This window comes from Streptomyces sp. SD31, assembly GCF_052068475.1.
Taxonomy (GTDB): domain Bacteria; phylum Actinomycetota; class Actinomycetes; order Streptomycetales; family Streptomycetaceae; genus Streptomyces.
Map to the genome: position 1 here is coordinate 95,840 of NZ_JBQHCX010000017.1, position 26,914 is coordinate 122,753.

Consider the following 26,914-nt stretch of genomic DNA (forward strand, 5'->3'; position numbering starts at 1 on the left):
TTTCGTTATACGCACCGAGGTGTCATGATGATTCCCGCGTGCCGTCTCGAGGACCTTCCGCGAGGCGAGGCCCACCGGCTCGACATCGATCCGCCGGTTTCGGTGTTCCACACCGACGACGGCGAACTCTTCGCCATCGACGACACCTGCACCCACCAGGACGCGTCGCTCGCCGACGGCTGGCTGGAGGGCTGCGAGGTGGAATGCCCGCTGCATGCTTCCAAGTTCGACCTGAGGACCGGCGCGGTCGACGCCCCGCCGGCCAAGCTCCCGGTCCGGACGCACGAGGTCGTCGTCGAGGACGGCATGATCCACGTCCGTCTGTCCATGGACGCGCCCAATCTGCCGCCCTGCATCTCGGCCCGGCTCGCCGGGGGTCCCGCGTGAGGACGGTCGCCGTGGTCGGCGCCTCGCTGGCCGGGCTGTCGGCGGCGCGCTCACTGCGCAAGCAGGGCTACGGCGGCCGGCTGGTCGTCATCGGGGACGAGCTCCACCGCCCGTACGACAGGCCCCCGCTGTCCAAGGAGTTCCTGTCCGGCACGCTCGGCGAAGCCGAACTCGCCCTGGAGTCCGACGACGAGGACCTTCAGGCGGAGTGGCTGCTCGGCGTCCGGGCCACCGGACTCGACCACGCGCGGCGTGTCGTCCGGCTCGGTGACGGGCGGGAGGTGCAGGCCGACGGCGTCGTCATCGCGACGGGCGCAGCGGCACGCACCCTCCCCGGGTCCGAGGGCCTGGCCGGAGTGCACACGCTGCGCACCCTGGACGATGCCCGCGCCCTGCGGGACGAACTGACCCGCGGCGGACGCCTGGTGGTGATCGGCGGAGGCTTCATCGGAGCAGAGGTCGCCTCCACCGCGTACGCCCTCGGTCTCGACGTGACCGTCGTGGAGGCGGCCCCGACCCCGCTCGCCGGACCGCTCGGCGAGACGATGGGCGCCATCGTCTCCGCCCTGCACGCCGACCACGGCGTGCGGCTGGAGTGCGGTGTGGGCGTCAAGGGGCTGAGCGGGGAGACCCGCATCGACGCCGTCCTGCTGGAGGACGGCCGTAGCATCCCCGCCGACATCGTGGTGGTGGGTGTGGGCGCCCGCCCGAACGTCGAGTGGCTGGCGGACTCCGGCATCGCTCTCGACAACGGCGTCAAGTGCGGCTCCGACGGCCGCACCAGCCTGGCCGGGGTGGTCGCGGTCGGTGACTGCGCCAACTGGTACGACCCGCGCGCGGGGTTCCATCGCCGCGTCGAGCACTGGACCGGTGCGCGCGAGCGCCCCGACGCCGCGGTCGCCACACTGCTTGCGGGCGGTGCGGTGGAACCGGGTGTGCCCCGGCCGCCGTACTTCTGGTCCGACCAGTACGGCGTGAAGATCCAGTTCGCCGGTCACGCGGCCGGCGCCGACAGCGTCACCATCGAGGCGGGTGCCGCGGACGACCGCGACGTCCTCGCCGTCTACCGGCGGGCCGGGGACCCGGTCGCCGTACTCGGGATGAACCAGCCGCGGCTGTTCACGCGCTGGCGCAAGCAACTCGCCGCCACCGCGTCCTGACGCCACCTGCATCCTGGCGCCGCCCGCATCTTGACACCGCCCCAGCGGCATCCCATGCTGCGGTTGCATATAGCACGCAGCGTTGCTTCATGCACAACACCGTCCGGAGTCGCTCTTCCCGGCGCGTGAATGACCCCTCCCCGACGTTCTCCCGAGGAGTGCACCGTGACCTCGACCAGCCTGCCGGACAGCCTGATCGCCACTCTTCCCGGCTCCTCCTACACGGACCCGGGGATCTTCGCCCAGGAGCAGGAGCGCATATTCGAGACCATGTGGTTCTGCGTGGCGCGCGCCTCCGAACTGGCGAAGCCCGGTGCCTTCCGCACCGTCGACGTGGGCCGCGAGAGCATCCTCATCACCCGGGCGAGGGACAACAGCATCCGCGCGTACTTCAATGTGTGCCGGCACCGCGGAGCCAAGCTCTGCACCGAGGAGACCGGCGAGGTGAAGCGGGCCTTCCAATGCCCGTACCACGCCTGGACGTACGACCTCAACGGCAAGCTCGTCGCGGCCCCCAACCTCACCAAGATGCCCGACGTCGGCCGTACCGAGTACGGCCTGGTGAGCGTGGCCGTACGCGAATGGCTCGGCTACGTCTGGGTCTGCCTCGCGGAGAACCCGCCCTCCTTCGAGGAGGACGTCGTCGGTGAGGTCGTCTCCCGCCTCGGCGACGTCGAGTCGATCGAGCGCTACGACATCGACAACCTCTCCGTCGGCAAGCGGATCACATACGACGTGAAGTCGAACTGGAAGCTCATCATCGAGAACTTCATGGAGTGCTACCACTGCGCCACGATCCACCCCGAACTCACCGAGGTGCTCCCGGAGTTCGCGGACGGTTACGCCGCCCAGTACTACGTGGGCCACGGCGCGGAGTTCGGCGAGGAGGTCCAGGGCTTCACCGTCGATGGGTCCGCGGGCCTGGACCGCATTCCCGGGGTCGCGGACGACCAGGACCGCCGCTACTACGCGATCACCGTCAAGCCCCAGGTGTTCATCAATCTCGTGCCCGACCACGTGATCTTCCACCGGATGTACCCGGTGGCGGTGGACCGCACGATCGTCGAGTGCGACTGGCTGTATCTGCCGCATGTCGTCGAGAGCGGCAAGGACGTCAGCCGGTCCGTGGAACTCTTCCACCGGGTCAACCAGCAGGACTTCGACGCCTGTGAGCGAACGCAGCCCGGAATGAGCTCCCGTATGTATGCCAAGGGTGGTGTGCTGGTGCCCAGCGAGCACCACATCGGCGCGTTCCACGACTGGGTGAACGAGCGCCTGGGTACCCCTCAGGGGTGAATCCGCCGGTGGCTCAGCCCAGGTAGCCCATCCGGTGGCTGATCTCCTGGGCGCCCTTGAGGAGCACCGGGGAGAGCTCGTGCAGGCGCTCCTCGGTCAACCGGTAGCCCGGCCCGGAGGCGCTGAGTGCCGCGATGACCTCGCCGTCCCGGTTGCGGACCGGGGCGGCCATCGCGTGCAGACCGACCTCCAGCTCCTCCAGGGTGAAGGAGTAGCCCCGCTCCCGGGCCTCGGCGAGGTTCTTCTCGAGCTTCGTCTTCGCGGTGATGGTGCGCGGGGTGACCTTCTTCATACCGGCCTCGGACAGCAGCGCGGCGCGCTCCTTGGCGGGCAGATACGCCAGCAGGATCTTGCCGCTGGAGGTGGCGTGCAGGGGGGTGAGCTGGCCGACCCAGTTGTGCGCGGTGATGGCTCCCGGCCCCCGCACCTGGTAGAGGTTGATCGCGTAGTGCTCCTGCATGACCGCGATGTTGACGGTCTCGCCGAGCTCCTCGGCCAGACGTTCGCAGACCGGCCGGCCCTGCTGGGTGATGTCGATACGGCTGGTGACCGCTCCCGCCAGGCGAACGATGCCGAAGCCGAGCCGGTACTTGCCGCGCTCGCCGGCCTGCTCCACCAGACCGCGTGCCTCCAGGGCGCCGAGCAGGCGGAAGGCGGTGGACTTGTGCACCTCGATCTCGCCCGCCACCTCGCTGACGCCCGCTTCGCCACGCTGAGCGAGGATCTCCAGGACGCTGATGGCGCGGTCGACCGACTGGACGCCGCCCGTTTGCGAATTCGACGTTTCTGTGTCAGGGCTGTAGTTGCTCACAGTGAAACTATACGCGTAGTAAACAACGTCACTGCAAGTAACGCCGCCGAAACGACGGCCCGGAAGTTGCGCCGTTCGCAACCTGGTGCGTATGGCGCGACTGGGTCTAGCATGCCTCGCACATCTACGGCGCGAGCGAGACGAGGCACCATGGCTCCCTTGCAGTACGACTTCGTCATCGTCGGCGGCGGTTCGGCCGGCAGTGCACTGGCGAACAGACTCTCCGCCGACCCGGCCAACCGGGTCCTGGTCCTGGAGGCGGGCCGGTCGGACTACCCGTGGGACGTCTTCATCCACATGCCCGCGGCGCTGACCTACCCGATCGGCAGTCGGTTCTACGACTGGAAGTACGAGTCCGAGCCCGAGCCCCACATGGGCGGCCGCCGCGTCTACCACGCGCGCGGCAAGGTGCTGGGCGGCTCCAGCAGCATCAACGGCATGATCTTCCAGCGCGGCAACCCCATGGACTACGAGCGCTGGGCCGCCGATGCGGGCATGGAGACCTGGGACTACGCGCACTGTCTGCCGTACTTCCGGCGCATGGAGAACTGCCTGGCGGCCGACCCGGACGACGAGTTCCGCGGCCATGACGGCCCACTCGTCCTCGAACGCGGCCCCGCGACCAACCCCCTCTTCAACGCCTTCCTCAAGGCCACCGAGGAGGCGGGCTACGCACCCACGGACGACGTCAACGGCTATCGGCAGGAAGGTTTCGCCAAGTTCGACCGGAACGTCCATCGCGGGCGTCGGCTGTCGGCCTCCAAGGCGTACCTCAAGCCCGCGATGAAGCGGCCGAACCTCACCGTCAAGACCCGTGCCCTCGTCACCCGCGTCCTCTTCGAAGGCAAGCGCGCCGTCGGTGTCGAGTTCCAGCGCGGCCGGGGAGCGCTTCAGCAAGTCCGCGCCAAGGAAGTCATCCTCTGCGGCGGCGCCATCAACTCCCCGCAGCTGCTCCAGCTCTCCGGCGTCGGCAACGCCGAGGAACTGCGGGCGCTGGGCATCGACGTCGTGCACGACCTCCCCGGCGTCGGCGAGAACATGCAGGACCACTTGGAGGTGTACATCCAGTACGCCTGCAAGCAGCCCGTCTCCATGCAGCCGTACCTGGCGAAGTGGCGGGCCCCGTTCATCGGCCTGCAGTGGCTGTTCAGGAAGGGCCCGGCCGCGACCAACCACTTCGAGGCCGGCGGCTTCGCCCGCAGCAACGAGGACGTGGACTACCCCAACCTGATGTTCCACTTCCTGCCGATCGCGGTCCGTTACGACGGCTCCGTGCCCGCCGGCGGCCACGGCTACCAGGTGCACGTCGGACCCATGTACTCCGACGCCATCGGCTCCGTGAAGATCAAGAGCAAGGACCCGCGCGAGCACCCGGCACTGCGCTTCAACTACCTCTCCACCGAGCAGGACCGCCGCGAGTGGGTCGAGGCGATCAGGGTGGCCCGCAGGCTGCTCAACCAGCCCGCGCTCGCCCCCTACAACGACGGGGAGATCTCGCCCGGCCCCTCGGTGGAGACCGACGAGGAGATCCTCGCGTGGGTGGCCAAGGACGGCGAGACCGCCCTGCACCCGTCCTGCACCTGCAAGATGGGCACCGACGAGATGTCCGTCGTCGACCCCGCCAGCATGCGGGTGCACGGCGTCGAGGGCCTGCGCGTGGTCGACGCGTCGGTGATGCCGTACGTCACCAACGGCAACATCTACGCCCCGGTGATGATGGTCGCCGAGAAGGCCGCCGACCTGATCCTCGGCAAGGAGCCGCTGGCGCCGTCCGAGGCCGCGTACTACCGCCATCGAGACGTCCAGAAGCAAACGGAGTAGGTGTTGAGTGCGACAGGGCTGAGGGCGCTGCTGCGAAGCGTCCGCTACGAGGTGCTGCCCGCGAAGGCGACCGAGGACAAGGTCCTCGCCCATGTCCCGCGCGACGTCGTCGTCACCGTGACGGCGTCGCCGGTCAAGGGCCTGGAACCGACCCTCGACCTCGCCGCCCGGCTCGCGGCACACGGCTACCGGGTCGTCCCGCACGTGCCTGCGCGGCTGCTGCGGGACGACGTACACCTGAAAGAGGTGACGGGCCGGCTCCGGGAGGCCGGTGTGGACGACGTCTTCGTCCCCGCAGGTGACTCGGACCCGCCGGCCGGGGTCTACGACGGGGCGCTTCCCGTGCTGCACAGGCTGAGCGAGCTGGGCAGCCCCTTCGCCCGCGTCGGGGTCACCGGCTACCCCGAGAGCCATCCGCTCATCCACGACGACGTCACCGTCCAGGCGATGTGGGACAAGCGTGAGCACGCCACGTACATCGTGAGCAATCTGTGCTTCGACCCGCGGGTGCTGGGGGAGTGGCTCGTTCGTATACGGCGCCGGGACATCACTCTGCCGGTCCATGTGGGCGTCGCGGGGCCCGTGCAGCGGGCGAAGCTGCTGGCGATGGCCACGAAGATCGGGGTGGGCGAGTCGACGCGTTTCCTGACGAAGCACGCCTCGTGGTTCGTGCGTTTCGCGGCCCCCGGTGGGTATGCGCCCGAGCGGCTGCTGACCCGCACGGAGAAGGCCCTCACCGCACCCTCGGCGGGAGTGGCCGGACTGCACCTGTTCACGTTCAACCAGATCGCCGAGACGGAGCGGTGGCGCTGCGCTGTGCTTGACCGGTTGGGCGGCTGAGACGGAAGGGTCGTCCATCGTCTGCGGGCTCGTCGTGGCTGGTCGCGCCCGCGCGGCGGTAGCCGCATGTCGATACGGTCCCGCGTCCCTCAAGGGCGGTTGCCGGCCCCGCAGTCGACTCATCGAGCCCTGGCTGGACGGCCCGGATGCGAAAAGGGCGGGACCGGTAGCCGGTCCCGCCCCTTCGTGGGTGTGCTCAGCGGAAGACCACCGTGCGGTTGCCGTCCACCATCACGCGGCTCTCGCTGTGCCACTTCACCGCATGCGCGAGCACCTGCGCCTCCACGTCCCGCCCGACCGTGACCAGGTCGCCGGGGTCGAGCGAGTGGTCCACCCGGACCACGTCCTGCTCGATGATCTGTCCCTCGTCCAGGTCCGGCGTCACATAGTGCGCCGTCGCGCCGACGAGCTTCACTCCGCGCCGGTAGGCCTGCTCGTAGGGGCGTGCGCCCTTGAAGCTGGGGAGGAAGGAGTGGTGGATGTTGATGGCGCGGCCCTCCAGCTCCTTGCACAGGTCGTCGGAGAGGACCTGCATGTAGCGGGCCAGCACGACCAGGTCGACGTCCAGCTCACGCACGAGCTCCAGCAGCAGTGCCTCGGCTTCGGGCTTGGTGTCCTTGGTCACCGGGATGTGGTGGAAGGGGATGCCGTACGTCTCCGCCAGCTTCTCGAAGTCCCGGTGGTTGGAGACGATCGCCGGGATCTCGATGTTGAGGGCGCCGGTGCGCCGGCGGAAGAGCAGGTCGTTCAGGCAGTGGCCGAACTTGGACACCATGATCAGCGTCCGGGTCGGTGTGGCCGCGCCGCTCAGCGCCCAGGTGATGCCGTAGGCCTGGGCCACGGGACCGAACCGGTAACGCAGCTGTTCGAGATCGACGTCGGGATCGGAAACGTCGAAGTGGACCCTCATGAAGAAGCGACCCTGAAGTCGGTCGTCGAACTGCTGGCTTTCCAGGATGTTGCCGGAGTTCCTGACGAGAAAGCCGCTCACGGCGTGCACCAGTCCCGCGCTGTCGGGACAGGAGAGGGTCAGGACGTACTCGCGGCCAGGGTGCGGTCGAGGGGACATGTGCGGCCTCCGTCGGTGCGTAATGCACAACATGGTGAGCGATACGCAACATGGTCGGCTCGGCGCCGCTTGTGGTCAAGGGCAGGTGGGTAAAGGTGCGCATGGTGAAATCGTCATCAGCCAACCTCTTGACGCCGGTCTGTCCATTCGACACTGTGTTCCACCACAAGCAATCGGGTGCACGATGCGCAACGAATTTCCATTGAAAGGCTCGTCGCGTGGCAGACCTGTACGTGGATGGCGAATGGCGGGATCCGGTCGCCGGTGGGCACCGGGACATCCGATGTCCTGCCGACGGCACGCTCGCGGCGACCGTATCGGAGGCGACCCGCCCCGACACCGAGGCCGCGATCGCCGCGGCCCGCCGCGCCTTCGACGCGGGGCACTGGCCGAACACCCCCGAGCGTGAGCGCGGCGCCCTGCTCCTGCGCACCGCCGACATTCTTGAGCGCGACGCCAAGGTGTTCGCCCGCGCCGAGTCCCTCGACACCGGCAAGCGGCTGGTGGAGAGCGAGTACGACATCGCCGACGTCGTCTCCTGCTTCCGCTACTACGGCGGCCTCGCGGGCACCGACGCCGGCCGCGCGATCGACACCGGCCGCGACGACGCCGTCAGCCGCGTCGTGTACGAGCCCGTCGGTGTGTGCGGGCTCATCACCCCCTGGAACTACCCGCTCCTGCAAGCCAGTTGGAAGGTCGCCCCGGCGCTGCTCGCCGGCAACACGATTGTTCTGAAGCCCAGCGAGCTCACCCCCTCCACCTCCATCCTGCTGATGAAGGCACTTCAGGAGGCGGGGCTCCCGGCGGGCGTCGCGAACCTGGTCCTGGGCACCGGGCCCGAGGTGGGCGCACCGCTCTCCGAGGACACGGCCGTGGACATGGTCTCCTTCACCGGGGGCCTGGAGACCGGCAAGCGGATCATGGCCACCGCCGCGGCGAGCGTGAAGAAGGTCGCGCTGGAGCTCGGCGGCAAGAACCCCAACGTGGTCTTCGCCGACGCCGACTTCGAGACGGCCGTCGACTTCGCCCTCACGGCCGTCTTCCTGCACTCGGGACAGGTCTGCTCGGCCGGGGCCCGGCTGATCGTCGAGGACTCCCTGCACGACCGCTTCGTCGACGAGGTCGTCCGCAGGGCCCGGCAGATCCGCCTCGGCGGCCCCTTCGACCCCGAGGCCGACACCGGAGCACTGATCTCCGCCCAGCACCTGGAGAAGGTCGAGGCGTACGTCGCCGCGGGGATCGCCGAGGGCGCCGTACTGCGCTGCGGCGGCGCCCGGCCCGACGACCCCGCGCTGGGAGACGGCCACTACTACCCGCCGACCGTCCTCGACGAGTGCCGGCAGGACATGCGCGTGGTGCACGAGGAGTCCTTCGGGCCCGTGCTCACCGTGGAGCGCTTCACCGACGAGGACGATGCCGTACGCATCGCCAACGACACCGAGTACGGACTCGCCGGCGCCGTGTGGACGCAGGACGCCGGCAAGGCCCAGCGGGTCGCCCGGCGGCTGCGCCACGGCACGGTGTGGATCAACGACTACCACCCCTATGTGCCGCAAGCGGAATGGGGTGGCTTCGGGCATTCGGGGGTGGGCCGGGAGCTGGGACCGACCGGCCTGAACGAGTACCGAGAGCCCAAGCACATCTGGCAGAACATCCAACCCCGGCCGCAACACTGGTTCCGCGGCTGAACGCCGAAAGAAGGTCGAACGTGACCACACAGACCGAGGTGCCGCAGCGGCGCGGCACGCCCCAGGACTCGGGCTCCACCCCGGTCATCTCCGTGCGCAGGCTGTGGAAGGTGTTCGGGCCGAAGGCCGACCAGGTGCCGGACTCCGAGGAGCTGCGCGGCCTCACCCGCCGCGAGCTCATGGACCGCACCGGCTGCACCGCCGCCGTACGCGACGTCCACTTCGACGTCTCGCCCGGCGAGGTCTTCGTCGTCATGGGTCTGTCCGGCTCCGGCAAGTCCACGCTGGTGCGATGTCTGACCCGGCTGATCGAACCCACCGCGGGAGAGATCGTCTTCGAGGGCGAGGACATCCGCCAGGCCGACGACAAGCGCCTGCGCGATCTGCGGCGCCGCAAGTTCTCCATGGTCTTCCAGCACTTCGGTCTGCTGCCCCACCGCCGCGTCGTCGACAACGTGGCGTTCGGTCTGGAGATCCGCGGCATGGGCAGGGCCGAGCGCACCAGGCGGGCCCAGGAAGTCGTCGATCTGGTCGGCCTCGCGGGATACGAGAACTCCTACCCCGACCAGCTGTCCGGCGGTATGCAGCAGCGCGTCGGCCTGGCCCGCGCGCTGGCCGGCGACCCGGACGTGCTCTTCTTCGACGAGCCCTTCTCGGCGCTCGACCCGCTGATCCGCCGTGACATGCAGAACGAGGTCATCCGCCTGCACCACGAGGTCGGCAAGACGATGGTGTTCATCACCCACGACCTCTCCGAGGCCCTCAAACTGGGCGACCGCATCCTCATCATGCGCGACGGCAAGATGGTCCAGTGCGGCACCGGCGACGAACTCGTGGGCGCCCCCGCCGACGACTACGTCCGCGAGTTCGTCAAGGACGTCCCGCGCGGCGACGTGCTCACCCTGCGCTGGATCATGCGCCCGCCGGCGGACGGCGACGCTCTGGACGGTCCCGAGCTGGGCCCCGACGTCGTGGTGAAGGAGGCCACCCGGGCGGTGCTCGCGGCCGACAAGCCGGTCAAGGTCGTCGAGAACGGCAAGCTGCTCGGCATCGTCGGCGACGAGGAGATCCTCGCGGTGGTCGCCGGGCAGGAAGGCGGCGCGTGATGACCGTCGCCGTGGAGAAGACCGAGAAACCGCAGAAGACCGGGGCCGTCGAGCCGCCCGCTCCCGTCAAGAACGTGCGCAAGGTCAGCCGGTCCATGGTGGTCGGCGCGATCCTGGTCGTCTGGCTGGTGCTGTTCGTCGTACTGCGCGGCAAGCAGACCCTCGCCCTGGGGGCGGCCGACCTGACCGACCTGCACCGTTGGTTCAACGACGTCAACGACTCGATCGGCGCGAACCGCAACTCCAACCCGCTCTTCCTCTACTTCTTCAACGAGATCCGCCTGGTCATCGACTCCCTGGTGACCTTCGTCCAGGAGCTGATCTCACAGCCGTCCGTCGGCCGGCCCGTCCCGCAGATCGGCTGGCTCGGTGTCGTCGGCATCGCCGGCTATGTCTCCTGGGCCGTGGGCAACTGGCGGGTCGCTCTGCTGGCAGTGGCCGGCTTCACCTTCCTCGGCCTGCAGGGCCTGTGGCAGGAGAGCATGGACACCCTGGCGCTCACCGTCTCCGCCGTCTTCGTGGCGCTGGTGTTCGCGATCCCGCTGGGTGTGTGGGCGGGGCTGTCCGACCGGTTCAACCGGTTCGTGACGCCCTTCCTGGACCTCATGCAGACCATGCCGACCTTCGTCTACCTGGCCCCACTGACGCTGTTCTTCCAGATCGGCCCGGCCTCCGCCACGATCGCCACGCTGATCTACGCGGCGCCGCCGACGATCCGCATCACCGCGCACGCCATCCGCTCCGTCCCGGAGACGACGGTGGAGGCGGCCGACTCGCTGGGTGCCACGCGACGGCAGTCCCTCATGAAGGTGCTGCTGCCGATGTCCAAGCGGACCGTGGTGATGGGCGTCAACCAGACCATCATGGCCGCCCTGGCCATGGTGACCATCGCCGCCCTGATCGACGCGCCCGGCCTCGGCAAGACCGTCGTCCAGGCGCTCCAGACCCTCGACGTCGGCACGGCCTTCAACGCGGGCCTGGCCATCGTCGTCATGGCCATCGTGCTGGACCGGGTCACCACCGCGGCGAGCGCACGCCAGGAGGCCGCCCGCCTCTCGAAGAACCGCTTCATCACCTGGCGACGCCCGCTGCTGGCGGCAGGTGCGGCGGTCACGGCGGTCCTGGCCTATCTGTCCCACACCTATCTGTGGGCGGCGGAGTTCCCCGGCGAGGGGAGCACCGGCAGCACCATCAGGAGCACGGCGGACAGTGTGACCACCTGGGTGCAGGACAACCTCTCGGGCGTCACCAACGCCTTCCGGGACGCCCTCACCAACAGTCTGCTCAACCCGTTCCAGGCGCTGCTCACGGACTCCCCGTGGTGGCTCGTCGGCGCGGCACTGATCGCGCTCGCCGTCGTCCTCGGCGGCTGGCGCGCCGGTGTCACCACGGCCGTCTGCGTGGGTCTGCTGGTCGGCACCGGCGTGTGGTCGGACGGCATGACGACCCTGGCGTCCACCCTCGTCGCCACGGTGCTCGTGATGCTGCTCGGCGTCGTCTTCGGCGTCTGGATGGGACGCAGCGCGCTGGTGGACCGGCTGATCCGGCCCACCCTGGACGCGGCCCAGGTCATGCCGCCGTTCGTCTACCTCGTGCCGTTCCTCGCACTGTTCGGCGCGACCCGCTTCACAGCGATCGTCGCCGCCGTCGTCTACGCGGCTCCCGTCGCCATGAAGATCATCGCGGACGGCGTACGGAACGTGCCCGCGACGACCGTGGAGGCGGCCACCTCCGCCGGGTGCAACACCTGGCAGATCATCACCAAGGTTCAACTGCCGATGGCACGCGGCGCCCTGACTCTCGCGACCAACCAGGGCCTGATCTATGTGCTGTCGATGGTTGTGGTCGGCGGCCTGGTAGGCGCCGGCGCCCTCGGCTACGACGTCGTGGCCGGCTTCTCGCAGGGACAACTGTTCGGGAAGGGGCTCGCCGCAGGGCTCGCCATCGTCCTTCTCGGAGTCATGTTCGACCGGATCACTCAGGCAGCGGCGCGGCGTACCAGCGCGTAAGGAGCAACTGACCATGGCAAGGCAAGCAAGACAGTGGAGAGTCGGCGCGGCCGGCATAGCGGGCGTGGCTGCCCTCGCGATCACCCTCACCGCCTGCGGCGGTGCGAAGGTCGGTGACAGCTCCTCGGACGCCGGCGGCTCGGGCGGCGACGGCAAGTGCGGCACCTTCAACCTCGCGGTCAACCCTTGGGTGGGCTATGAGGCCAATGCGGCGGTCATCGCGTACGTCGCGGAGCACGACCTCGGCTGCAAGGTCACCCAGAAGGATCTGAAGGAGGAGATCGCCTGGCAGGGCTTCGGGACGGGCGAGGTCGACGCCGTCGTGGAGAACTGGGGCCACGACGACCTGAAGAAGAAGTACATCACCGACCAGAAGACCGCCGTCGACGCCGGCCCGACCGGCAACGAAGGCCTCATCGGCTGGTACGTGCCGCCGTGGCTGGCCAAGGCGCACCCGGACATCCTCGACTGGAACAACCTCAACAAGTACGCGGCGAAGTTCAAGACCTCCGAGTCCGGCGGCAAGGGCCAGCTCCTCGACGGCGACCCGTCGTTCGTCACCAACGACGAGGCGCTGGTGAAGAACCTGAAGCTGGACTTCAAGGTCGTGTACGCGGGCAGCGAGACCGCCCTCATCCAGGCCTTCCGCAAGGCGGAGAAGGACAAGGAGTGGGTGATCGGCTACTTCTACGAGCCGCAGTGGTTCATGTCCGAGGTGCAGCTGAAGAAGGTCAAGCTGCCCGAGTACAAGGAGGGCTGCGACGCCGATCCGGAGAAGGTCAACTGCGACTACCCCGTGTACAAGCTGGACAAGATCGTCAGCGCGAAGTTCGCCAAGTCGGGCAGCCCGGCCTATGACCTGGTGAAGAACTTCACCTGGACCAACGACGACCAGAACGTCGTGGCGAAGTACATCGCGGTGGACAAGATGACCCCCGAGGCGGCGGCCAAGAAGTGGGTCGAGGCCAACCGCGACAAGGTGGAGGCCTGGATCAAGTAGGCCCTTCACGGATGCCCGGTGGGCGGTGCGTACGGACGCGCACCGCCCACCGGGCATTCCTGTTTCTCAAGCCATTTCCCAAGCCACTCTCCGAGGTCACCGGACCTCTTGACACCCACCTGGACGGCAGGCACATTGAGTTGCGCAACCTGAATCATGTTGCGCAGAAAGCAACTCAACCGGAGGTGCGGCGATGGCGGGACCGCGTGTGGTCATCATCGGAGCGGGAGTCGTTGGCGCGGCGCTCGCGGACGAGATCTCGGCGCGGGGCTGGACCGAGGTGACCGTGGTCGACCAGGGGCCGCTCCCGGCCACCGGAGGCTCGACCTCGCACGCCCCCGGCCTGGTCTTCCAGACGAACTCCTCCAAGACCATGACGGAGCTGGCCCGCTACACCGTCGAGAAGTTCTGCTCCCTCGACGTCGACGGCAAGCCCTGCTTCCTCCAGGTCGGCGGCCTCGAAGTGGCGACCACGCCGGAGCGCCTCGCGGAACTGCACCGCCGGCACGGGTGGATCACCGCCTGGGGCATCGAGTCCCGGATCCTGACCGCCGACGAGTGCGTCGACAAGCACCCGCTTCTCGACCGTGACAAGGTCCTCGGCGGCCTCCTCGTCCCGACCGACGGCCTCGCCAAGGCCGTCCTCGCCGTCGAGGCGCAGATCCGCCGGGCCGCCGAGCGCGGCGTGCGCTTCCTGGCCCGCCACGAGGTCCTCGATGTCCTCAAGGCCGACGGCGAGGTGACCGGCGTCCTGACCGACCAGGGCGAGATCCCCGCCGACATCGTCGTGTGCTGCGCCGGCATCTGGGGCCCGAAGATCGCCCGCATGGTCGGCATGAACCTGCCGCTGACCCCGCTCGCCCACCAGCTCGCCTGGACCGGCCCCGTCCCGGCCCTCGCCGGCCAGACGCAGGAGGCGGTCCGCCCGATCCTGCGTCACCAGGACGCGGACCTCTACTACCGCGACCGCTTCGACGGCATCGGCATCGGCTACTACGGCCACCGTCCGATGCCGATCTCCGCCGACGACATCCTCTCCGTGGACGAGGCCGACGAGATGCCCTCGATCCTGAAGTTCACCGAGGAGGACTTCGAGCCGGCCTGGAGCGAGACCCAGTCCCTGCTCCCCTCGACGCGCGAGGCGAAGATCGAGGAGGGCATCAACGGCCTCTTCTCCTTCACCACCGACAACTTCCCGCTCCTCGGCGAGTCGAGGGACGTCAAGGGCTTCTGGGTCGCCGAGGCCGTCTGGGTCACCCACTCCGCGGGCGTCGGCCGGGCCATGTCCGAATGGCTGGTCGACGGCCACTGCTCGTCCTTCGACCTGCACGAGTGCGACGTCAACCGCTTCGAGCCGCACCAGCTGTCCCCGGAGTACGTCCTCGCCCGCGACTGCCAGAACTTCGTCGAGGTCTACGACATCCTCCACCCCCTCCAGCCGTCCGGCGACCCGCGCCCGATCCGCACCAGCCCCTTCCACGCCCGCCAGCAGGAGCACGGCGCCTTCTTCCTGGAAGCGAGCGGCTGGGAGCGCCCGCACTGGTACGAGGCCAACGCGAAACTGGTCGAGGGCCGCACCATCCCCACCCCCAACGACTGGGCCGCGCAGTTCTGGTCGCCCATCGTCGGCGCCGAGGCACAGGCCACCCGCGAGACCGTCGCGATGTACGACATGACGGCTCTCAAGCGCCTGGAGGTGAGTGGCCCCGGCTCCGCCGAGTTCCTGGAGCGCCTGTGCACCGGCAAGGTCGCCAAGTCGGTCGGCTCGGTCACGTACACCCTGTTCCTCGACCACGACGGCGGCATCCGCAGCGACGTCACCGTCGCCCGTCTCGCCCGCGACCTCTTCCAGATCGGCGCCAACGGCAACCTGGACCTCGACTGGCTCAGCCGCCACCTCCCCGCCGACGGCACCGTCCAGGTCCGCGACATCACCGCCGGCACCTGCTGCATCGGCCTGTGGGGCCCGCTGGCCCGCAAGGTCCTCCAGCCGCTGACGGACGAGGACTTCACCAACGACGGCCTCAAGTACTTCCGCGCCAAGCGCGCCTACATCGGCAGCGTCCCGGTGACCGCGATGCGGCTGTCGTACGTCGGCGAACTCGGCTGGGAGCTGTACACCACCGCCGACCAGGGCCAGAAGCTGTGGGACACCCTGTGGCAGGCGGCGAGGCCCCTCGGCGGCGTCATCGCCGGCCGCGGCGCCTTCAACAGCCTCCGCCTGGAGAAGGGCTACCGATCCTTCGGCACCGACATGACCTACGAGCACGACCCCTACGAGGCCGGCGTCGGCTTCGCCGTCAAGCTCGACAAGGGCGACTTCATCGGCAAGGCGGCGCTGGAGCGCCGTAAGTCCGACGTCCGGCGCAAGCTGACCTGCCTCACAATCGACGACCCGCAGTCGGTCGTCCTCGGCAAGGAGCCGGTGTACGACGGTGACCAGGCGGTCGGCTACGTCACCAGCGCCGCCTACGGCTACACCATCGGCAAGGGCATCGCCTACGCCTGGCTCCCGGCCGAGCTCACCACTCCCGGCACGCCCGTACAGATCGGCTACTTCGACCAGCGCGTCGAGGCGGTCGTCGCCGAGGAGCCCCTGTTCGACCCCACCATGTCCCGCCTCCGCGGCTGACACCCAGCGTCGACCCCGATGGAAGGAACACCGCCGGTGAACGCACAGCTGCTCGACGGCAAGGCGACCGCCGCCGACATCCGCCGCGAACTCGCGGAGCGCGTCGCCAAGTTGACGGCCACGAACGGTCGCCCGCCGGGCCTCGGCACGGTCCTGGTCGGCGACGACCCGGGCAGCCGTGCCTACGTCGGCGGAAAGCACCGCGACTGCGCCCAGGTCGGCATCGCCTCCATCCGCCGGGACCTGCCCGCCGACGCCTCACAGGAGCAGGTCGAGGAGACGATCGACGAGCTCAACGCCGACCCGGCCTGCACCGGCTACATCGTCCAGCTCCCGCTGCCGCGCCACCTGGACGCCAACGCCGTACTGGAACGCATGGACCCGGCCAAGGACGCCGACGGCCTGCACCCCGTCAACCTCGGCCGGCTCACCCTGGGCGTCGAGGCACCGCTGCCGTGCACCCCACGCGGCATCGTGGAGCTGCTCCGCCGCCACGACGTACCGCTCGCCGGAGCACGCGTCTGTGTGATCGGCCGGGGCATCACGGTGGGCCGCCCGATCGGCCTCCTGCTCACCCGCCGCTCCGAGAACGCCACCGTCACCCTGTGCCACACCGGAACCAAGGGTCTGGCCTGGCACACCCGCGAGGCCGACATCGTCATCGCCGCCGCCGGCTCGCCCGGACTGGTCACCAAGGACATGCTGCGCCCCGGCGCCGCGGTTCTGGACGTCGGCATCACCCGCACCGACGAGGGCCTGGTCGGCGACATCCACCCGGACGCCGCCCAGATCGCCGGCTGGATCGCGCCGATGCCCGGCGGCGTGGGCCCCATGACCCGAGCGATGTTGCTGGCCAACGTCGTCGAGGCCGCCGAGAGGAACGCCACCGCCGTATGAACGCGAACGTCCCCAAGCACCCGCAGTACTCGCACCTCGCAGAAGCCCTTTCAGAAGACGGAGACGTCCGATGAGCTCCCGTACCCCAGGCGCCGACCTCCCCGACCACCCCGACTTCCTGTGGCGCAACCCCGAGCCCAAGAAGTCGTACGACGTGGTGATCGTCGGAGGCGGCGGACACGGCCTGGCCACCGCGCACTACCTCGCCAGGAACCACGGCATCACCAATGTCGCGGTGCTGGAGAAGGGCTGGCTCGCGGGCGGCAACATGGCCCGCAACACCACGATCATCCGCTCCAACTACCTGTGGGACGAGAGCGCCGGCATCTACGAGCACGCCCTCAAGCTCTGGGAGGGCCTGGCGGAGGAGCTCGACTACCCGATCCTCTTCTCACAGCGCGGCGTGCTGAACCTGGCCCACAGCCTCCAGGACGTCCGCGACAGCGTCCGCCGCGTCGAGGCGAACCGCCTCAACGGCGTGGACGCGGAGTGGCTCGACGCGGACGGCGTCAAGGAAGTCTGCCCGATCGTCAACATCTCGCAGGACGTGCGCTACCCGGTCCTGGGCGCGACGTACCAGCCGCGCGCGGGCATCGCCAAGCACGACTACGTCGCCTGGGGCCTGGCCCGCTCGGCGGATGCGGCAGGCATCGACATCATCCAGAACTGCGAGGTCACGGGCCTCGACGTGATCGGTGGCCGGGTGGTCGGCGTCCAGACGAACCTGGGCCCCATCGCGGCCGGCAAGGTTGCGCTCTGCTCGGCGGGCCACACCTCGGTCCTCGCGGCGATGGCGGGCATCGAACTCCCCATCCAGAGCCACCCGTTGCAGGCCCTGGTCTCCGAGCTGCTGGAGCCGGTGCACCCCACGGTCGTCATGTCCAACGCCGTCCACGTGTACGTCAGCCAGGCGCACAAGGGCGAGCTGGTGATGGGCGCGGGCATCGACGCGTACAACTCGTACACCCAGCGCGGTGCCTTCCACATCATCGAGGAGCAGATGGCGGCGGCCCTGGAGCTGTTCCCCGTCTTCGCCCGCGCCCATGTGCTGCGCACCTGGGGCGGCATCGTCGACACCAGCCCCGACGCCTCACCGATCATCGGGCTCAGCCCCGTCGACAACCTCTATCTCAACTGCGGCTGGGGAACGGGCGGTTTCAAGGCCACCCCGGGCGTCGGCTGGGTCTACGCCCACACCATCGCCCACGACACCCCGCACGCCCTCAACGCCCCCTTCTCGCTCGACCGTTTCACCACCGGCGCGCTCGTCGACGAGCACGGCGCTGCCGCGGTGGCCCACTAGGGAGCCGAACCCATGCTGCTCATCCCCTGCCCGTGGTGCGGGCCCCGCGACGAGGCCGAGTTCCACTACGGCGGCCAGGCCCATGTGCCGTACCCGGAGGACCCGGCGTCCCTCTCCGACGAGGACTGGGCCCGCTACCTCTTCTTCCGCGACAACCCCAAGGGCCCCTTCGCCGAACGCTGGAGCCACGCGGCGGGCTGCCGCCGCTGGTTCAACGCGGTACGGGACACGTCGACGAACGAGATCCTGACGGTGTACAGGACGGGAGAGGAACGCCCGGCACCTGTTGAGCCGAGGCCAGTGTTTTCAGCCTGTCCGGCGTTTGAGGACGAGGCCCGTTCAGGGCCGACGGGGGTCCAGGGGGCGGAGCCCCCTGGCGGGGTCGAAGGGGCGGAGCCTCTTCAGGATGGGACGGGTAGGGGCGGCGGGGGCGCTGCATCCATCAGCGGCTCCGCCGCGGGCCAGCCGTTCCGCCACACCACGCGCGGCCGAGTGGACCGCGACACCCCCCTCACCTTCACCTTCGACGGCACCGAATACCAGGGCTACCGAGGCGACACCCTCGCCTCCGCCCTCCTCGCCAACGGCGTCATCCAGGCCGGCACCAGCATCAAGCTCGGCCGCCCCCGGGGCATCTTCTCCGCCGGCGTCGAAGAACCCAACGCGGTCATCCAGATCGAGGAACCCTTCCCGGAGCCCATGCTCCCCGCCACGACCGTCGAGCTCTACGACGGCCTGGTCGCGACCAGCCTCCCCGGCCAGGGCCGCCTCGCCACCGACCCGGACCCCGCCCGCTACGACGCCGTACACGCCCACTGCGATCTGCTGATCGTCGGCGCCGGCCCGGCCGGCCTCGCGGCAGCCGCGGCGGCAGCGAAGAGCGGCGCCCGCGTCATCCTCGCCGACGACCAGCCGGAACTCGGCGGCAGCCTCCTCGGCACGGCCCAACACCTCGACTGGGTAGGGGAGGTGACGGAGCAGCTCGACGCCGCCCCCGAGGTTCGCGTCCTGCCCCGCACCACCGTCTTCGGCTACTACGACGACAACCACCTCCTCGCCGTCGAGCGCCGCACCAACCACCTCGGCGCCGCCGCCCCCGAGAACGTCTCCCGCGAACGCGTCTGGCGCATCCGCGCCCGCCGGGTCGTCCTCGCCACCGGCGCCCACGAGCGCTCGCTGGCCTTCGCGAACAACGACCGCCCCGGCGTGATGCTGGCCTCCTCGGCCCGCACCCACGTCAACCGCCACGGCGCCCTGCCCGGCCGCCACGCGGTCGTCTTCACGACCAACGACAGCGCGTACGAGGCGGCCCTGGACCTCGCCTCGGCGGGCCTCGCCATCACGGCGATCGTCGACACCCGGCCCGAACCGGGGGAGTGGGCCGAGCGCGCGAGGGCGGCGGGTATCGAAGTCCTGCCCGGTCACGCCGTCACCGGCACGGAAGGCGGCGAGGCACGCCTCACCGCCGTGACCGTCGCACCGTACGGAGAGTCCGCGGGGCGGCGCGAGTTCGCCGCCGACCTGCTGCTGGTCTCCGGCGGCTGGAACCCGGTGGCGCACCTGTTCAGCCAGTCCGGCGGCAAGCTGCGCCACGACGAGACGCTGGGCTCCTTCGTCCCCGACACCTGCCACCAGCAGGTCGAGGTCGCGGGCAGCGCGAGCGGTGTCCTCGACCCGGCAACGGTGCTGGCACAGGGCGCGGCCGCCGGTGCCCGTGCCGTCGAGGCCGAGGGCTACACACCCGAGGCGCCGCGCCTGCCGCAGGTGGCCGCACAGCCACGGCAGACGCCCCCCATGCACGTATACGTCGTCCCGGGTGGCACGGACGAAGCCCCCCGTTTCGTCGACCTCCAACGCGACGTCACCGTCGACGACCTGGCCCGCGCGACCGGCGCCGGTCTGCGCTCGGTCGAGCACACCAAGCGCTACACCACGGCCGGCACCGCCAACGACCAGGGCAAGACCTCCGGCATCCTGGCCAGCGGCGTCGTCGCCGAACTGCTCGGCGTGGACATCTCGGCGCTCGGCACGACCACGTTCCGCCCGCCGTACACGCCGGTCTCCTTCGCCGCCCTCGCGGGCCGCGACCGGGGCGTGCTGAGCGACCCGGTGCGCACGACCGCCATCCACGAGTGGCATGTCGCGCACGGCGCCCTGTTCGAGAACGTCGGCCAGTGGAAGCGCCCCTGGTACTACCCGCGAGGCGGCGAGGACATGGAGGCCGCCGTGCTGCGCGAGTGCGCCGCCACCCGCGAGAGCGTCGGCTTCATGGACGCCTCCACCCTCGGCAAGATCGACGTGCAGGGCCCGGACGCCGGCGTGTTCCTCGACCGGCTCTACACCAACATGATGAGCACCCTGAAGGTCGGCATGATCCGCTACGGCGTCATGTGCCGCCCGGACGGCATGGTCTTCGACGACGGCACGGTCATCCGCGTGGCCCCGGAACGCTTCCTGGTCACCACGACGACGGGCAACGCCGCCGCCGTACTCGACTGGATGGAGGAGTGGCACCAGACCGAGTGGCCCGAGCTGAAGGTGCACTGCACCTCCGTGACCGAGCAGTGGTCGACGGTCGCGCTCGTCGGTCCGAAGTCCCGTGAGGTCCTCGCCTCGCTCGCGCCCCAACTGGCCGTCGCCAACGACGACTTCCCGTTCATGGCGTGGCGGGAGACGACCGTCGCGGGCATCGAGGCCCGGGTCTGCCGGATCAGCTTCTCCGGCGAACTCGCCTTCGAGATCAACGTGTCCCCGTGGCAGGGCCTCGCCCTGTGGGAGGCCGTGTACGAGGCCGGTGCCCCGTACGGCATCACCCCGTACGGCACGGAGACCATGCACGTCCTGCGTGCCGAGAAGGGCTACCCGATCATCGGCCAGGACACCGACGGCACCGTCACCCCGCAGGACCTCGGCATGAGCTGGGTGGTGTCGAAGAAGAAGCCGGACTTCGTCGGCAAGCGGTCCTACGCCCGCGCGGACACCTCCCGCCCCGACCGCAAGCACCTGGTCGGCCTGCTCCCCGAGGACCCCGGCACCTTCCTCCCGGAGGGCACCCACCTCGTCGCCGACGGTGTGCTGCCGGCCCCGCCCGTCCCCATGCTCGGCCATGTCACCTCCAGCTACCGCAGCGCCGCCCTCGGCCGGACGTTCGCGCTCGCCCTGATCAAGGGCGGCCGGGACCGCATCGGTGAGCGGCTGTACGCCCCCGTCGGCGACCAACTGGTGCCGGTGACCGTCGCCGGCCCCGTCCTCTACGACCCCGAGGGAGCTCGCCGCGATGGCTGACACCGCCCTTACCGTCCCGCTCCGCAGCCCGCTGTCGCAGGTCGCGGACCGCCTGGCCGCCGCGACTCGCTCGTCCGGGGGTGCGATCCGGCTGTCCGAACTCCCCTTCCTGGCCCAGCTCAACGTGCGCCTGGACGCCAAGGGAGCGGCGGCGGCGGCCGTCGGGCTCGCACTGGACCTCCAGCTGCCGCTCCAGCCGAACACCGCCGTCCGCGCGGGGGAGTTGACCGCGCTGTGGCTCGGCCCGGACGAGTGGCTGCTGGTGGGACCGCCGGGGAGCGAGCGGGACCTGGAGAGCCGGATCCGGGAGGCCGCCGGCGACGAGCACGTCTCCGTCACCGATGTCTCCGCACAGCGCACCACGCTCCTGGTCACGGGCCCGCGCGCCCATGACCTGCTGGCCCACGGCTGTCCGCTGGACCTGCATCCGAGGGCCTTCGGCTCCGGCCGCTGTGCCCAGACGACCCTGGGCCGCACCCAGGTCGTCCTGGTCGCCCGGGACGAACCCAGGGCCGGATTCTGGGTCCTGGTGCGCTCGACGTTCGCCGGCTATCTGGCGGACTGGCTGCTCGACGCGGCGACCGAGTACCTCTGAGAAAGCCCGGCGGGCCCGCACCCCGCCGGCCCCTGTGGGAGCTCCGCTCAGGAGCTCCCACAGGGCTTTGCGCAGCATGTTCCGTCATACGCATCGAAAGTCGAACGCCTGTGACCGCCACCGCCCACGCCACCACACCACTCGACCCGCGAACACCGGTACGGCAGCCGGGAACACCGGTACTCCACGCGCACGGCCTGCCGGGCCCCGGACGGACGCTGGTCATGGGTGTCGTGAACGTGACGCCGGACTCGTTCTCCGACGGCGGGCTGGCGTTCGCCGCCGACGCCGCCGTCGCACACGGGCTCGCGCTGCTCGAACAGGGCGCGGACATCGTGGACGTGGGCGGCGAGTCGACCCGCCCCGGCGCGGCACGCCCGACGGTCGAGGAGGAGCTGCGGCGCGTCCTGCCCGTCGTCCGGGATCTCTCCGCGGCGGGCGCGATCGTGAGCGTCGACACCATGCGGGCGGAGGTCGCCGCACGTGCGCTGGACGCGGGTGCGCGGCTGGTCAACGACGTCTCGGGGGGGCTCGCCGACCCCGGGATGCTGCCGCTGATGGCCCGGGCGGGCATGCCGTACGTGCTGATGCACTGGCGTGGACACTCCGCCCGCATGCAGGCGAACGCCGTCTACGACGACGTCGTCACCGATGTGCTCGACGAGCTGCGGCTGAGGATCGACGCCGCGCTGGAGGCGGGGATACCGCCGGGCTGCCTGGTCGTCGACCCCGGGCTGGGCTTCGCCAAGACGCCCGACCACAACTGGGCGCTGCTCGGCCGCCTAGGGGACGTCATGGCCCTGGGACATCCCGTCCTCGTGGGCGCGTCACGCAAGTCGTTCCTGGGCAGCCTGCTGGCGGACCGGACGACGGGACAGCCCCGTCCCGCGCGGCTGCGCGATGCCGCGACCACCGCCGTGTCCGTGCTCGCCGCCGCACAGGGCGTCTGGTGCCTGCGCGTACACGATGTCGCGTCCACGGCGGACGCGGTGCGCGTGACGGCCCGCTGGGGCGTCGAGGCGGCGCCGTCGGCACGGTCGCCGCGGGACTGAGCACCACGGCGGGCCGTGCGCCTCAGCAGCCGAACGCCGTCGGGCCGGGCGCCGCAGCGGCCGAGTGCCGCAGTGGCCGAGCGCCGTCGGGCCGAGTGCCGCAATGGCCGAAGTGCCGTCGGGCCGGGCGCCCCTGTGAGGCCTCAGCCGAGGTAGCCCATGCGGCGGCTGATCTCGTCCGCGCCGCTGATCAGCGCGGGTGCGAGCTCGTGGATGCGTTCCTCGGTGAAGCGGTATGTGGGGCCGGAGGCGCTGAGGGCGGCGATCACTTCGCCGTCGCGGGAGCGGATGGGGGCCGCCATGGCGTGCAGCCCGATCTCGAGTTCCTCCAGTGCCACGGCGTATCCGCGCTCGCGCGCCTCGGCCAGGTTCTTCTCCAGCTTGGCCCGCGAGGTCAGGGTGTGCGGTGTCAGCTTCTGCGTCCCCGACGCCGCGAGCACGTCGGCGCGCTCCTTCTCCGTCAGGTGGGCCAGCAGGATCTTGCCGCTCGACGTGGCGTGCACCGGGGTGAGCTGGCCGACCCAGTTGTGGGTGCCGACCGCGCCCGGGCCGCGTACCTGATACAGGTTGACCGCGTAGTGCTCCTGGAGGACGGCGATGTTGACCGTCTCGCCGACCTCCTCGCTGAGCCGCTCGCACACGGTGCGGCCTTGCTGGGTGATGTCGAGGCGGCCCGTGACGGCGCCGGCCAGCCGTACGATCCCGAAGCCCAGCCGGTACTTGCCCCGCTCGGCCGTCTGCTCGACCAGGCCGCGCGCTTCCAGGGCCCCGAGCAGACGGAACGCGGTGGACTTGTGCACGTCGATCTCGGCGGCCACCTCGCTGACGCCCGCCTCGCCGCGCTGGGCGAGGATCTCCAGGACGCTGACGGCGCGGTCGACGGACTGCACCCCGTTCACCGCGGGACCCGCTGTTTCGCTATCTGCGGTGTAGTTGCTCATGGCGCAACTATACGCATGGGTCTTCACGGGTTCCATGGGCCTTTGTGCATCCCGCGGAGGCCGTGGAAGACGGCGGGAATGGCCGGATCCGGCCGCCCGCATGCTCGCACGGCCCGCCTCGTCAACGGAAGACCACTGTGCAGTTCCCGTTCACCAGCACCCGGCTCTCGCTGTGCCACTCCACGGCGCGGGCGAGCACCTGGGCCTCGACGTCGCGGCCGATGGTGACCAGCTCGTCGGGGTCGCGCGAGTGGTCCACGCGGACGACGGCCTGCTCGATGATCGGGCCTTCGTCGAGGTCGGGCGTGACGTAGTGGGCCGTGGCCCCGACGAGCTTCACACCGCGCCGGTGCGCCTGGACGTACGGCCGGGCCCCCTTGAAGCTCGGCAGGAACGAGTGGTGGATGTTGATGGCCTTGCCGTCGAGCTGCTTGCACAGGTCGTCGGAGAGGATCTGCATGTAGCGGGCCAGTACCACCAGGTCGATGTCCAGCTCGCGCACGAGCTCCAGCAGCCGTGCCTCGGCCTGGTCCTTGGTCTCCTTGGTCACCGGGACATGGTGGAAGGGGATGCCGTAGCTCTGCGCCAGGGGCTCGAAGTCACGGTGGTTGGAGACGATCGCCGGGATCTCGATGTTGAGCGCGCCGGTGGACTTGCGGAAGAGCAGGTCGTTCAGGCAGTGGCCGAACTTCGACACCATGATCAGCGCGCGCGTCGGGGTAGAGGCGTCGTGCAGCTGCCAGGTGATCCCGTACGCCTGGCCGACGGGGCCGAAGCCGGTGCGCAGGTCCTCCAGGGAGATGCCGGGGTCCGTGACGTCGAAGTGGACCCGCATGAAGAAGCGGTCCTGCAGGCGGTCGTCGAACTGCCGGCTCTCCAGGATGTTGCCGGAGTGGCTGATGAGAAAGGTGGTCACGGCGTGGACGAGACCGGCCTGGTCAGGGCAGGAAAGGGTGAGGATGAACTCACGGCCGGGCTGCGGTCGAGGAGACATTGCCTTCCTCCGTCGTCGGGTGGTGCGAATTACGCAACACGGTGAGCTATGCGCAACATGATTGAGCGCGGGTGACCAAGTGGTCAAGGGGTGGTCCGGCGGAAGTGGCCCAGGCGCCCCGAGATCTTGTCGGCGGCGGCCCGAACCGCGGCGGAGGCCTCCGGTGGCCGCTGCTCGGACAGCCGGAAGGGCGGCCCGCAGGTGCTGAGCTCCGCCGCCACCTCTCCGTCGAAGGTGAAGACCGGCGCCGCCACCGCGTCGAGGGGCTGAGCACCTTATCGATGCGAAGTTTCCCTATGTAAAACATTCTTCGCAATGTGCAACATCATGTGGACGAGGTGAGGCATCGTCAAGGGGGCGGAGGTGGCCGCGAGATGAGGGTGCTGGGTGGCGCACGTGGAAGTCGTAAGAGGTTCAGTGCCCCGTCTTGACGTCGACACGCTATCGATGTTCGGTTGCGTATGAAGAAACGCGTTCTTTCAAACGCAACGCGCTCAAGGCCCCCTGTCCCCCATTCCGGGAGCTCAGATGTCCATCCGTGCCGTCGACGAGGCACCCCTGAACAAGTTCCACCGAAAACTCACCTGGGCCTGCGCCGGCGGCCCGTTCCTGGACGGTTACCTGCTCAGCATCATCGGCGTCGCGCTCATCGGCATGAGCAACGAGCTGAACCTGAGCACCGGGGACGAGAGCCTCATCGGTGCCGCCGCCCTGGTCGGCATCTTCGTGGGAGGTCTGTTCTTCGGACCCGTCACCGACAGGCTCGGCCGTGAGGCGATGTACACCATCGACCTGGCGGTGCTCGTCGTCGGCTCGGTGCTGTCGGTGTTCGCCACCGAGACCTGGCAGTTCGTCGTCCTGCGCTTCGTGCTGGGCATGGCCATCGGGGCCGACTATCCGATCGCGACGTCGCTGCTCGCCGAATGGGTGCCGAACAAACACCGGGGCCGACTGCTGGGCATCCTCATCCTGGCCTGGTACGTCGGTGCGGCGGCCGCCTATGTGGTCGGCTATGTGATGGCCGAGATCGCGGGCAACGGCTCCTGGCGGTGGATGCTCGCCTCGGGTGCCGTACTGAGCGCCCTGATCCTGCTGATGCGCATCGGTACGCCGGAGTCGCCGCTCTGGCTGGTCAACAAGGGCCGTACCGCCGATGCCCAGAAAGCGATCAAGAAAGCGCTCGACCGCACCGTCCCCGTCGAAGAACTGTTGGCGGCCTCGGCGGTCGAACAGTCGGTGGAGCAGAGCCGGGTCCGTGACCTGTTCCAGGGCACCTATCTGAGGCGAACCCTGTTCTGCGGCCTGTTCTACATGTGTCAGATCACGCCGATGTTCGCCCTCTACACCTTCGGCCCCTCCATCCTGGGCTCCTTCGGGCTCGGGGAGGGCAATGAGAGCAACCTGGGCTCGGCGCTGATCAGCGTCGTCTTCGTGCTGGGCTGTATCCCCGCGCTCCGTCTGGTGGACCGGGTGGGACGCCGTCCCGTCATCGTGTGGTCATTCGCCCTGATGGTGGTGCCGCTCGCGGTGCTCGGCGGCGGCAACGCGCTGCCCATCGCGGTGGTCGTCGTGTGCTTCTGTGCCTACGCGCTCCTGTCGGGCGGCCCGACGGTGCTGGAGTGGACGTATCCCAACGAGCTGTTCCCCACCGGCATCCGGGCCACCGCGGGAGGCGTGGCGACCTCGATCAGCCGTATCGGTGCCGCTGCCGGTACCTATCTGCTGCCGATCTCCCTGGACCGGCTGGGCATCGGTACGACCATGTTGATCGGCGCCGGCATCACCGGGGTGGGGTGGCTGGTGTCCTTCGCCTGGGCCGAGGAGACGCGGGGCCGCACCCTGGCGGAGACCAGCGCCCTGCCCGGCTCCGTGCGGCCCGCGACGGCAGGCGGGGAGCGGCACGACAGCCTGCGCGAAAGCGGTCTCGGGCGGTTCTGACCGGATAGCGCACAGCACCGGGCGACATGCAGCCGGCCGGCCTTCTCGGAGGCCGGCCGGCTGCATGTCTGTGGGCGCCCGGAGTCCGTT

General features: G+C 69.7%; 21 protein-coding genes. 16 read left to right on the forward strand and 5 right to left on the reverse strand.

Annotated elements, in window-relative coordinates; translation table 11 throughout:
• Positions 1 to 24: 24 nt before the first annotated feature.
• The 3 genes from ACTMVF_RS31835 (at position 25) to ACTMVF_RS31845 (ending at position 2,843) form a co-directional block, all read left to right on the forward strand.
• On the forward strand, positions 25 to 387 hold the full coding sequence (locus ACTMVF_RS31835) for a bifunctional 3-phenylpropionate/cinnamic acid dioxygenase ferredoxin subunit (RefSeq protein WP_128430547.1): 363 nt from the start codon (positions 25 to 27) through the stop codon (positions 385 to 387).
• A complete protein-coding gene (locus tag ACTMVF_RS31840) occupies positions 384 to 1,547 on the forward strand; it encodes an NAD(P)/FAD-dependent oxidoreductase (protein WP_441274539.1) in 1,164 nt (387 codons plus the stop codon). The genes ACTMVF_RS31835 and ACTMVF_RS31840 overlap by 4 nt, the downstream gene beginning before the upstream one ends.
• 165 nt (positions 1,548 to 1,712) lie before the next feature.
• A complete protein-coding gene (locus ACTMVF_RS31845) occupies positions 1,713 to 2,843 on the forward strand; it encodes an aromatic ring-hydroxylating oxygenase subunit alpha (RefSeq protein ID WP_441274540.1) in 1,131 nt (376 codons plus the stop codon).
• Positions 2,844 to 2,856: 13 nt separating this feature from the next.
• On the opposite strand, the gene ACTMVF_RS31850 is transcribed toward ACTMVF_RS31845, so the two are convergent.
• Positions 2,857 to 3,654, reverse strand: a complete 798-nt coding sequence (locus ACTMVF_RS31850; RefSeq protein ID WP_441274541.1) for an IclR family transcriptional regulator — start codon at positions 3,652 to 3,654, stop codon at positions 2,857 to 2,859.
• Between the two features lie 150 nt (positions 3,655 to 3,804).
• Here ACTMVF_RS31850 and betA point away from each other — a divergent pair, with 150 nt between their 5' ends.
• Positions 3,805 to 5,475: a choline dehydrogenase gene (gene betA, locus ACTMVF_RS31855; RefSeq protein ID WP_441274542.1), complete on the forward strand. Its 1,671-nt coding sequence runs from the start codon at positions 3,805 to 3,807 to the stop codon at positions 5,473 to 5,475.
• A gap of 3 nt (positions 5,476 to 5,478) precedes the next feature.
• The gene (locus ACTMVF_RS31860) at positions 5,479 to 6,315 is read left to right on the forward strand and encodes a 5,10-methylenetetrahydrofolate reductase (RefSeq protein ID WP_441274543.1); all 837 of its coding nucleotides are present in this window, start codon (positions 5,479 to 5,481) and stop codon (positions 6,313 to 6,315) included.
• Between the two features lie 196 nt (positions 6,316 to 6,511).
• On the opposite strand, the gene purU (ACTMVF_RS31865) is transcribed toward ACTMVF_RS31860, so the two are convergent.
• Positions 6,512 to 7,384 carry a formyltetrahydrofolate deformylase gene (purU, locus tag ACTMVF_RS31865; protein ID WP_441274544.1) on the reverse strand — a complete coding sequence of 291 codons (873 nt, stop codon included), beginning with the start codon at positions 7,382 to 7,384 and terminating at the stop codon, positions 6,512 to 6,514.
• 218 nt (positions 7,385 to 7,602) lie between these two features.
• On the opposite strand from purU (ACTMVF_RS31865), the gene ACTMVF_RS31870 reads away from it, so the two are divergent.
• The 10 genes from ACTMVF_RS31870 (at position 7,603) to folP (ending at position 22,951) form a co-directional block, all read left to right on the forward strand.
• Complete coding sequence (locus ACTMVF_RS31870) at positions 7,603 to 9,072, forward strand: aldehyde dehydrogenase family protein (RefSeq protein WP_441274545.1); 1,470 nt, start codon at positions 7,603 to 7,605, stop codon at positions 9,070 to 9,072.
• Positions 9,073 to 9,092: 20 nt separating this feature from the next.
• Entirely contained in the window at positions 9,093 to 10,178 is a 1,086-nt protein-coding gene (locus ACTMVF_RS31875) for a quaternary amine ABC transporter ATP-binding protein (RefSeq protein ID WP_441274546.1), read from the forward strand.
• A complete protein-coding gene (locus ACTMVF_RS31880) occupies positions 10,178 to 12,187 on the forward strand; it encodes an ABC transporter permease (protein ID WP_441274547.1) in 2,010 nt (669 codons plus the stop codon). Before ACTMVF_RS31875 ends, ACTMVF_RS31880 begins: the two co-directional genes overlap by 1 nt.
• Positions 12,188 to 12,200: 13 nt before the next feature.
• A complete protein-coding gene (locus ACTMVF_RS31885) occupies positions 12,201 to 13,187 on the forward strand; it encodes an ABC transporter substrate-binding protein (RefSeq protein WP_441274548.1) in 987 nt (328 codons plus the stop codon).
• 193 nt (positions 13,188 to 13,380) lie between these two features.
• Positions 13,381 to 15,819 carry a GcvT family protein gene (locus tag ACTMVF_RS31890; protein ID WP_441274549.1) on the forward strand — a complete coding sequence of 813 codons (2,439 nt, stop codon included), beginning with the start codon at positions 13,381 to 13,383 and terminating at the stop codon, positions 15,817 to 15,819.
• Between the two features lie 36 nt (positions 15,820 to 15,855).
• Positions 15,856 to 16,716 carry a bifunctional methylenetetrahydrofolate dehydrogenase/methenyltetrahydrofolate cyclohydrolase gene (locus tag ACTMVF_RS31895; protein WP_441274550.1) on the forward strand — a complete coding sequence of 287 codons (861 nt, stop codon included), beginning with the start codon at positions 15,856 to 15,858 and terminating at the stop codon, positions 16,714 to 16,716.
• Positions 16,717 to 16,786: 70 nt separating this feature from the next.
• Positions 16,787 to 18,019, forward strand: coding sequence for a sarcosine oxidase subunit beta family protein (locus ACTMVF_RS31900; protein WP_441274551.1), 1,233 nt, complete (start codon positions 16,787 to 16,789; stop codon positions 18,017 to 18,019).
• Positions 18,020 to 18,031: 12 nt separating this feature from the next.
• A complete protein-coding gene (locus tag ACTMVF_RS31905) occupies positions 18,032 to 21,304 on the forward strand; it encodes a sarcosine oxidase subunit alpha family protein (RefSeq protein ID WP_441274552.1) in 3,273 nt (1,090 codons plus the stop codon).
• Complete coding sequence (locus ACTMVF_RS31910; RefSeq protein ID WP_441274553.1) at positions 21,297 to 21,899, forward strand: sarcosine oxidase subunit gamma; 603 nt, start codon at positions 21,297 to 21,299, stop codon at positions 21,897 to 21,899. The genes ACTMVF_RS31905 and ACTMVF_RS31910 overlap by 8 nt, the downstream gene beginning before the upstream one ends.
• 110 nt (positions 21,900 to 22,009) lie before the next feature.
• Positions 22,010 to 22,951, forward strand: a complete 942-nt coding sequence (gene folP, locus ACTMVF_RS31915; RefSeq protein ID WP_441274554.1) for a dihydropteroate synthase — start codon at positions 22,010 to 22,012, stop codon at positions 22,949 to 22,951.
• A 143-nt stretch (positions 22,952 to 23,094) separates the two neighbouring features.
• On the opposite strand, the gene ACTMVF_RS31920 is transcribed toward folP, so the two are convergent.
• The 3 genes from ACTMVF_RS31920 to ACTMVF_RS31930 form a co-directional block, all read right to left on the reverse strand.
• Positions 23,095 to 23,892 (reverse strand): IclR family transcriptional regulator, encoded by a 798-nt coding sequence (locus ACTMVF_RS31920; RefSeq protein ID WP_441274555.1) that lies wholly within the window; start codon positions 23,890 to 23,892, stop codon positions 23,095 to 23,097.
• Between the two features lie 121 nt (positions 23,893 to 24,013).
• Positions 24,014 to 24,886 (reverse strand): formyltetrahydrofolate deformylase, encoded by an 873-nt coding sequence (purU, locus tag ACTMVF_RS31925; protein ID WP_441274556.1) that lies wholly within the window; start codon positions 24,884 to 24,886, stop codon positions 24,014 to 24,016.
• Positions 24,887 to 24,969: 83 nt separating this feature from the next.
• Positions 24,970 to 25,140: an IclR family transcriptional regulator domain-containing protein gene (locus ACTMVF_RS31930; protein WP_441274557.1), complete on the reverse strand. Its 171-nt coding sequence runs from the start codon at positions 25,138 to 25,140 to the stop codon at positions 24,970 to 24,972.
• A gap of 274 nt (positions 25,141 to 25,414) precedes the next feature.
• Between ACTMVF_RS31930 and ACTMVF_RS31935 the strand changes: the two genes are divergently transcribed.
• The gene (locus tag ACTMVF_RS31935; protein WP_441274558.1) at positions 25,415 to 26,824 is read left to right on the forward strand and encodes an MFS transporter; all 1,410 of its coding nucleotides are present in this window, start codon (positions 25,415 to 25,417) and stop codon (positions 26,822 to 26,824) included.
• Positions 26,825 to 26,914: the final 90 nt, after the last annotated feature.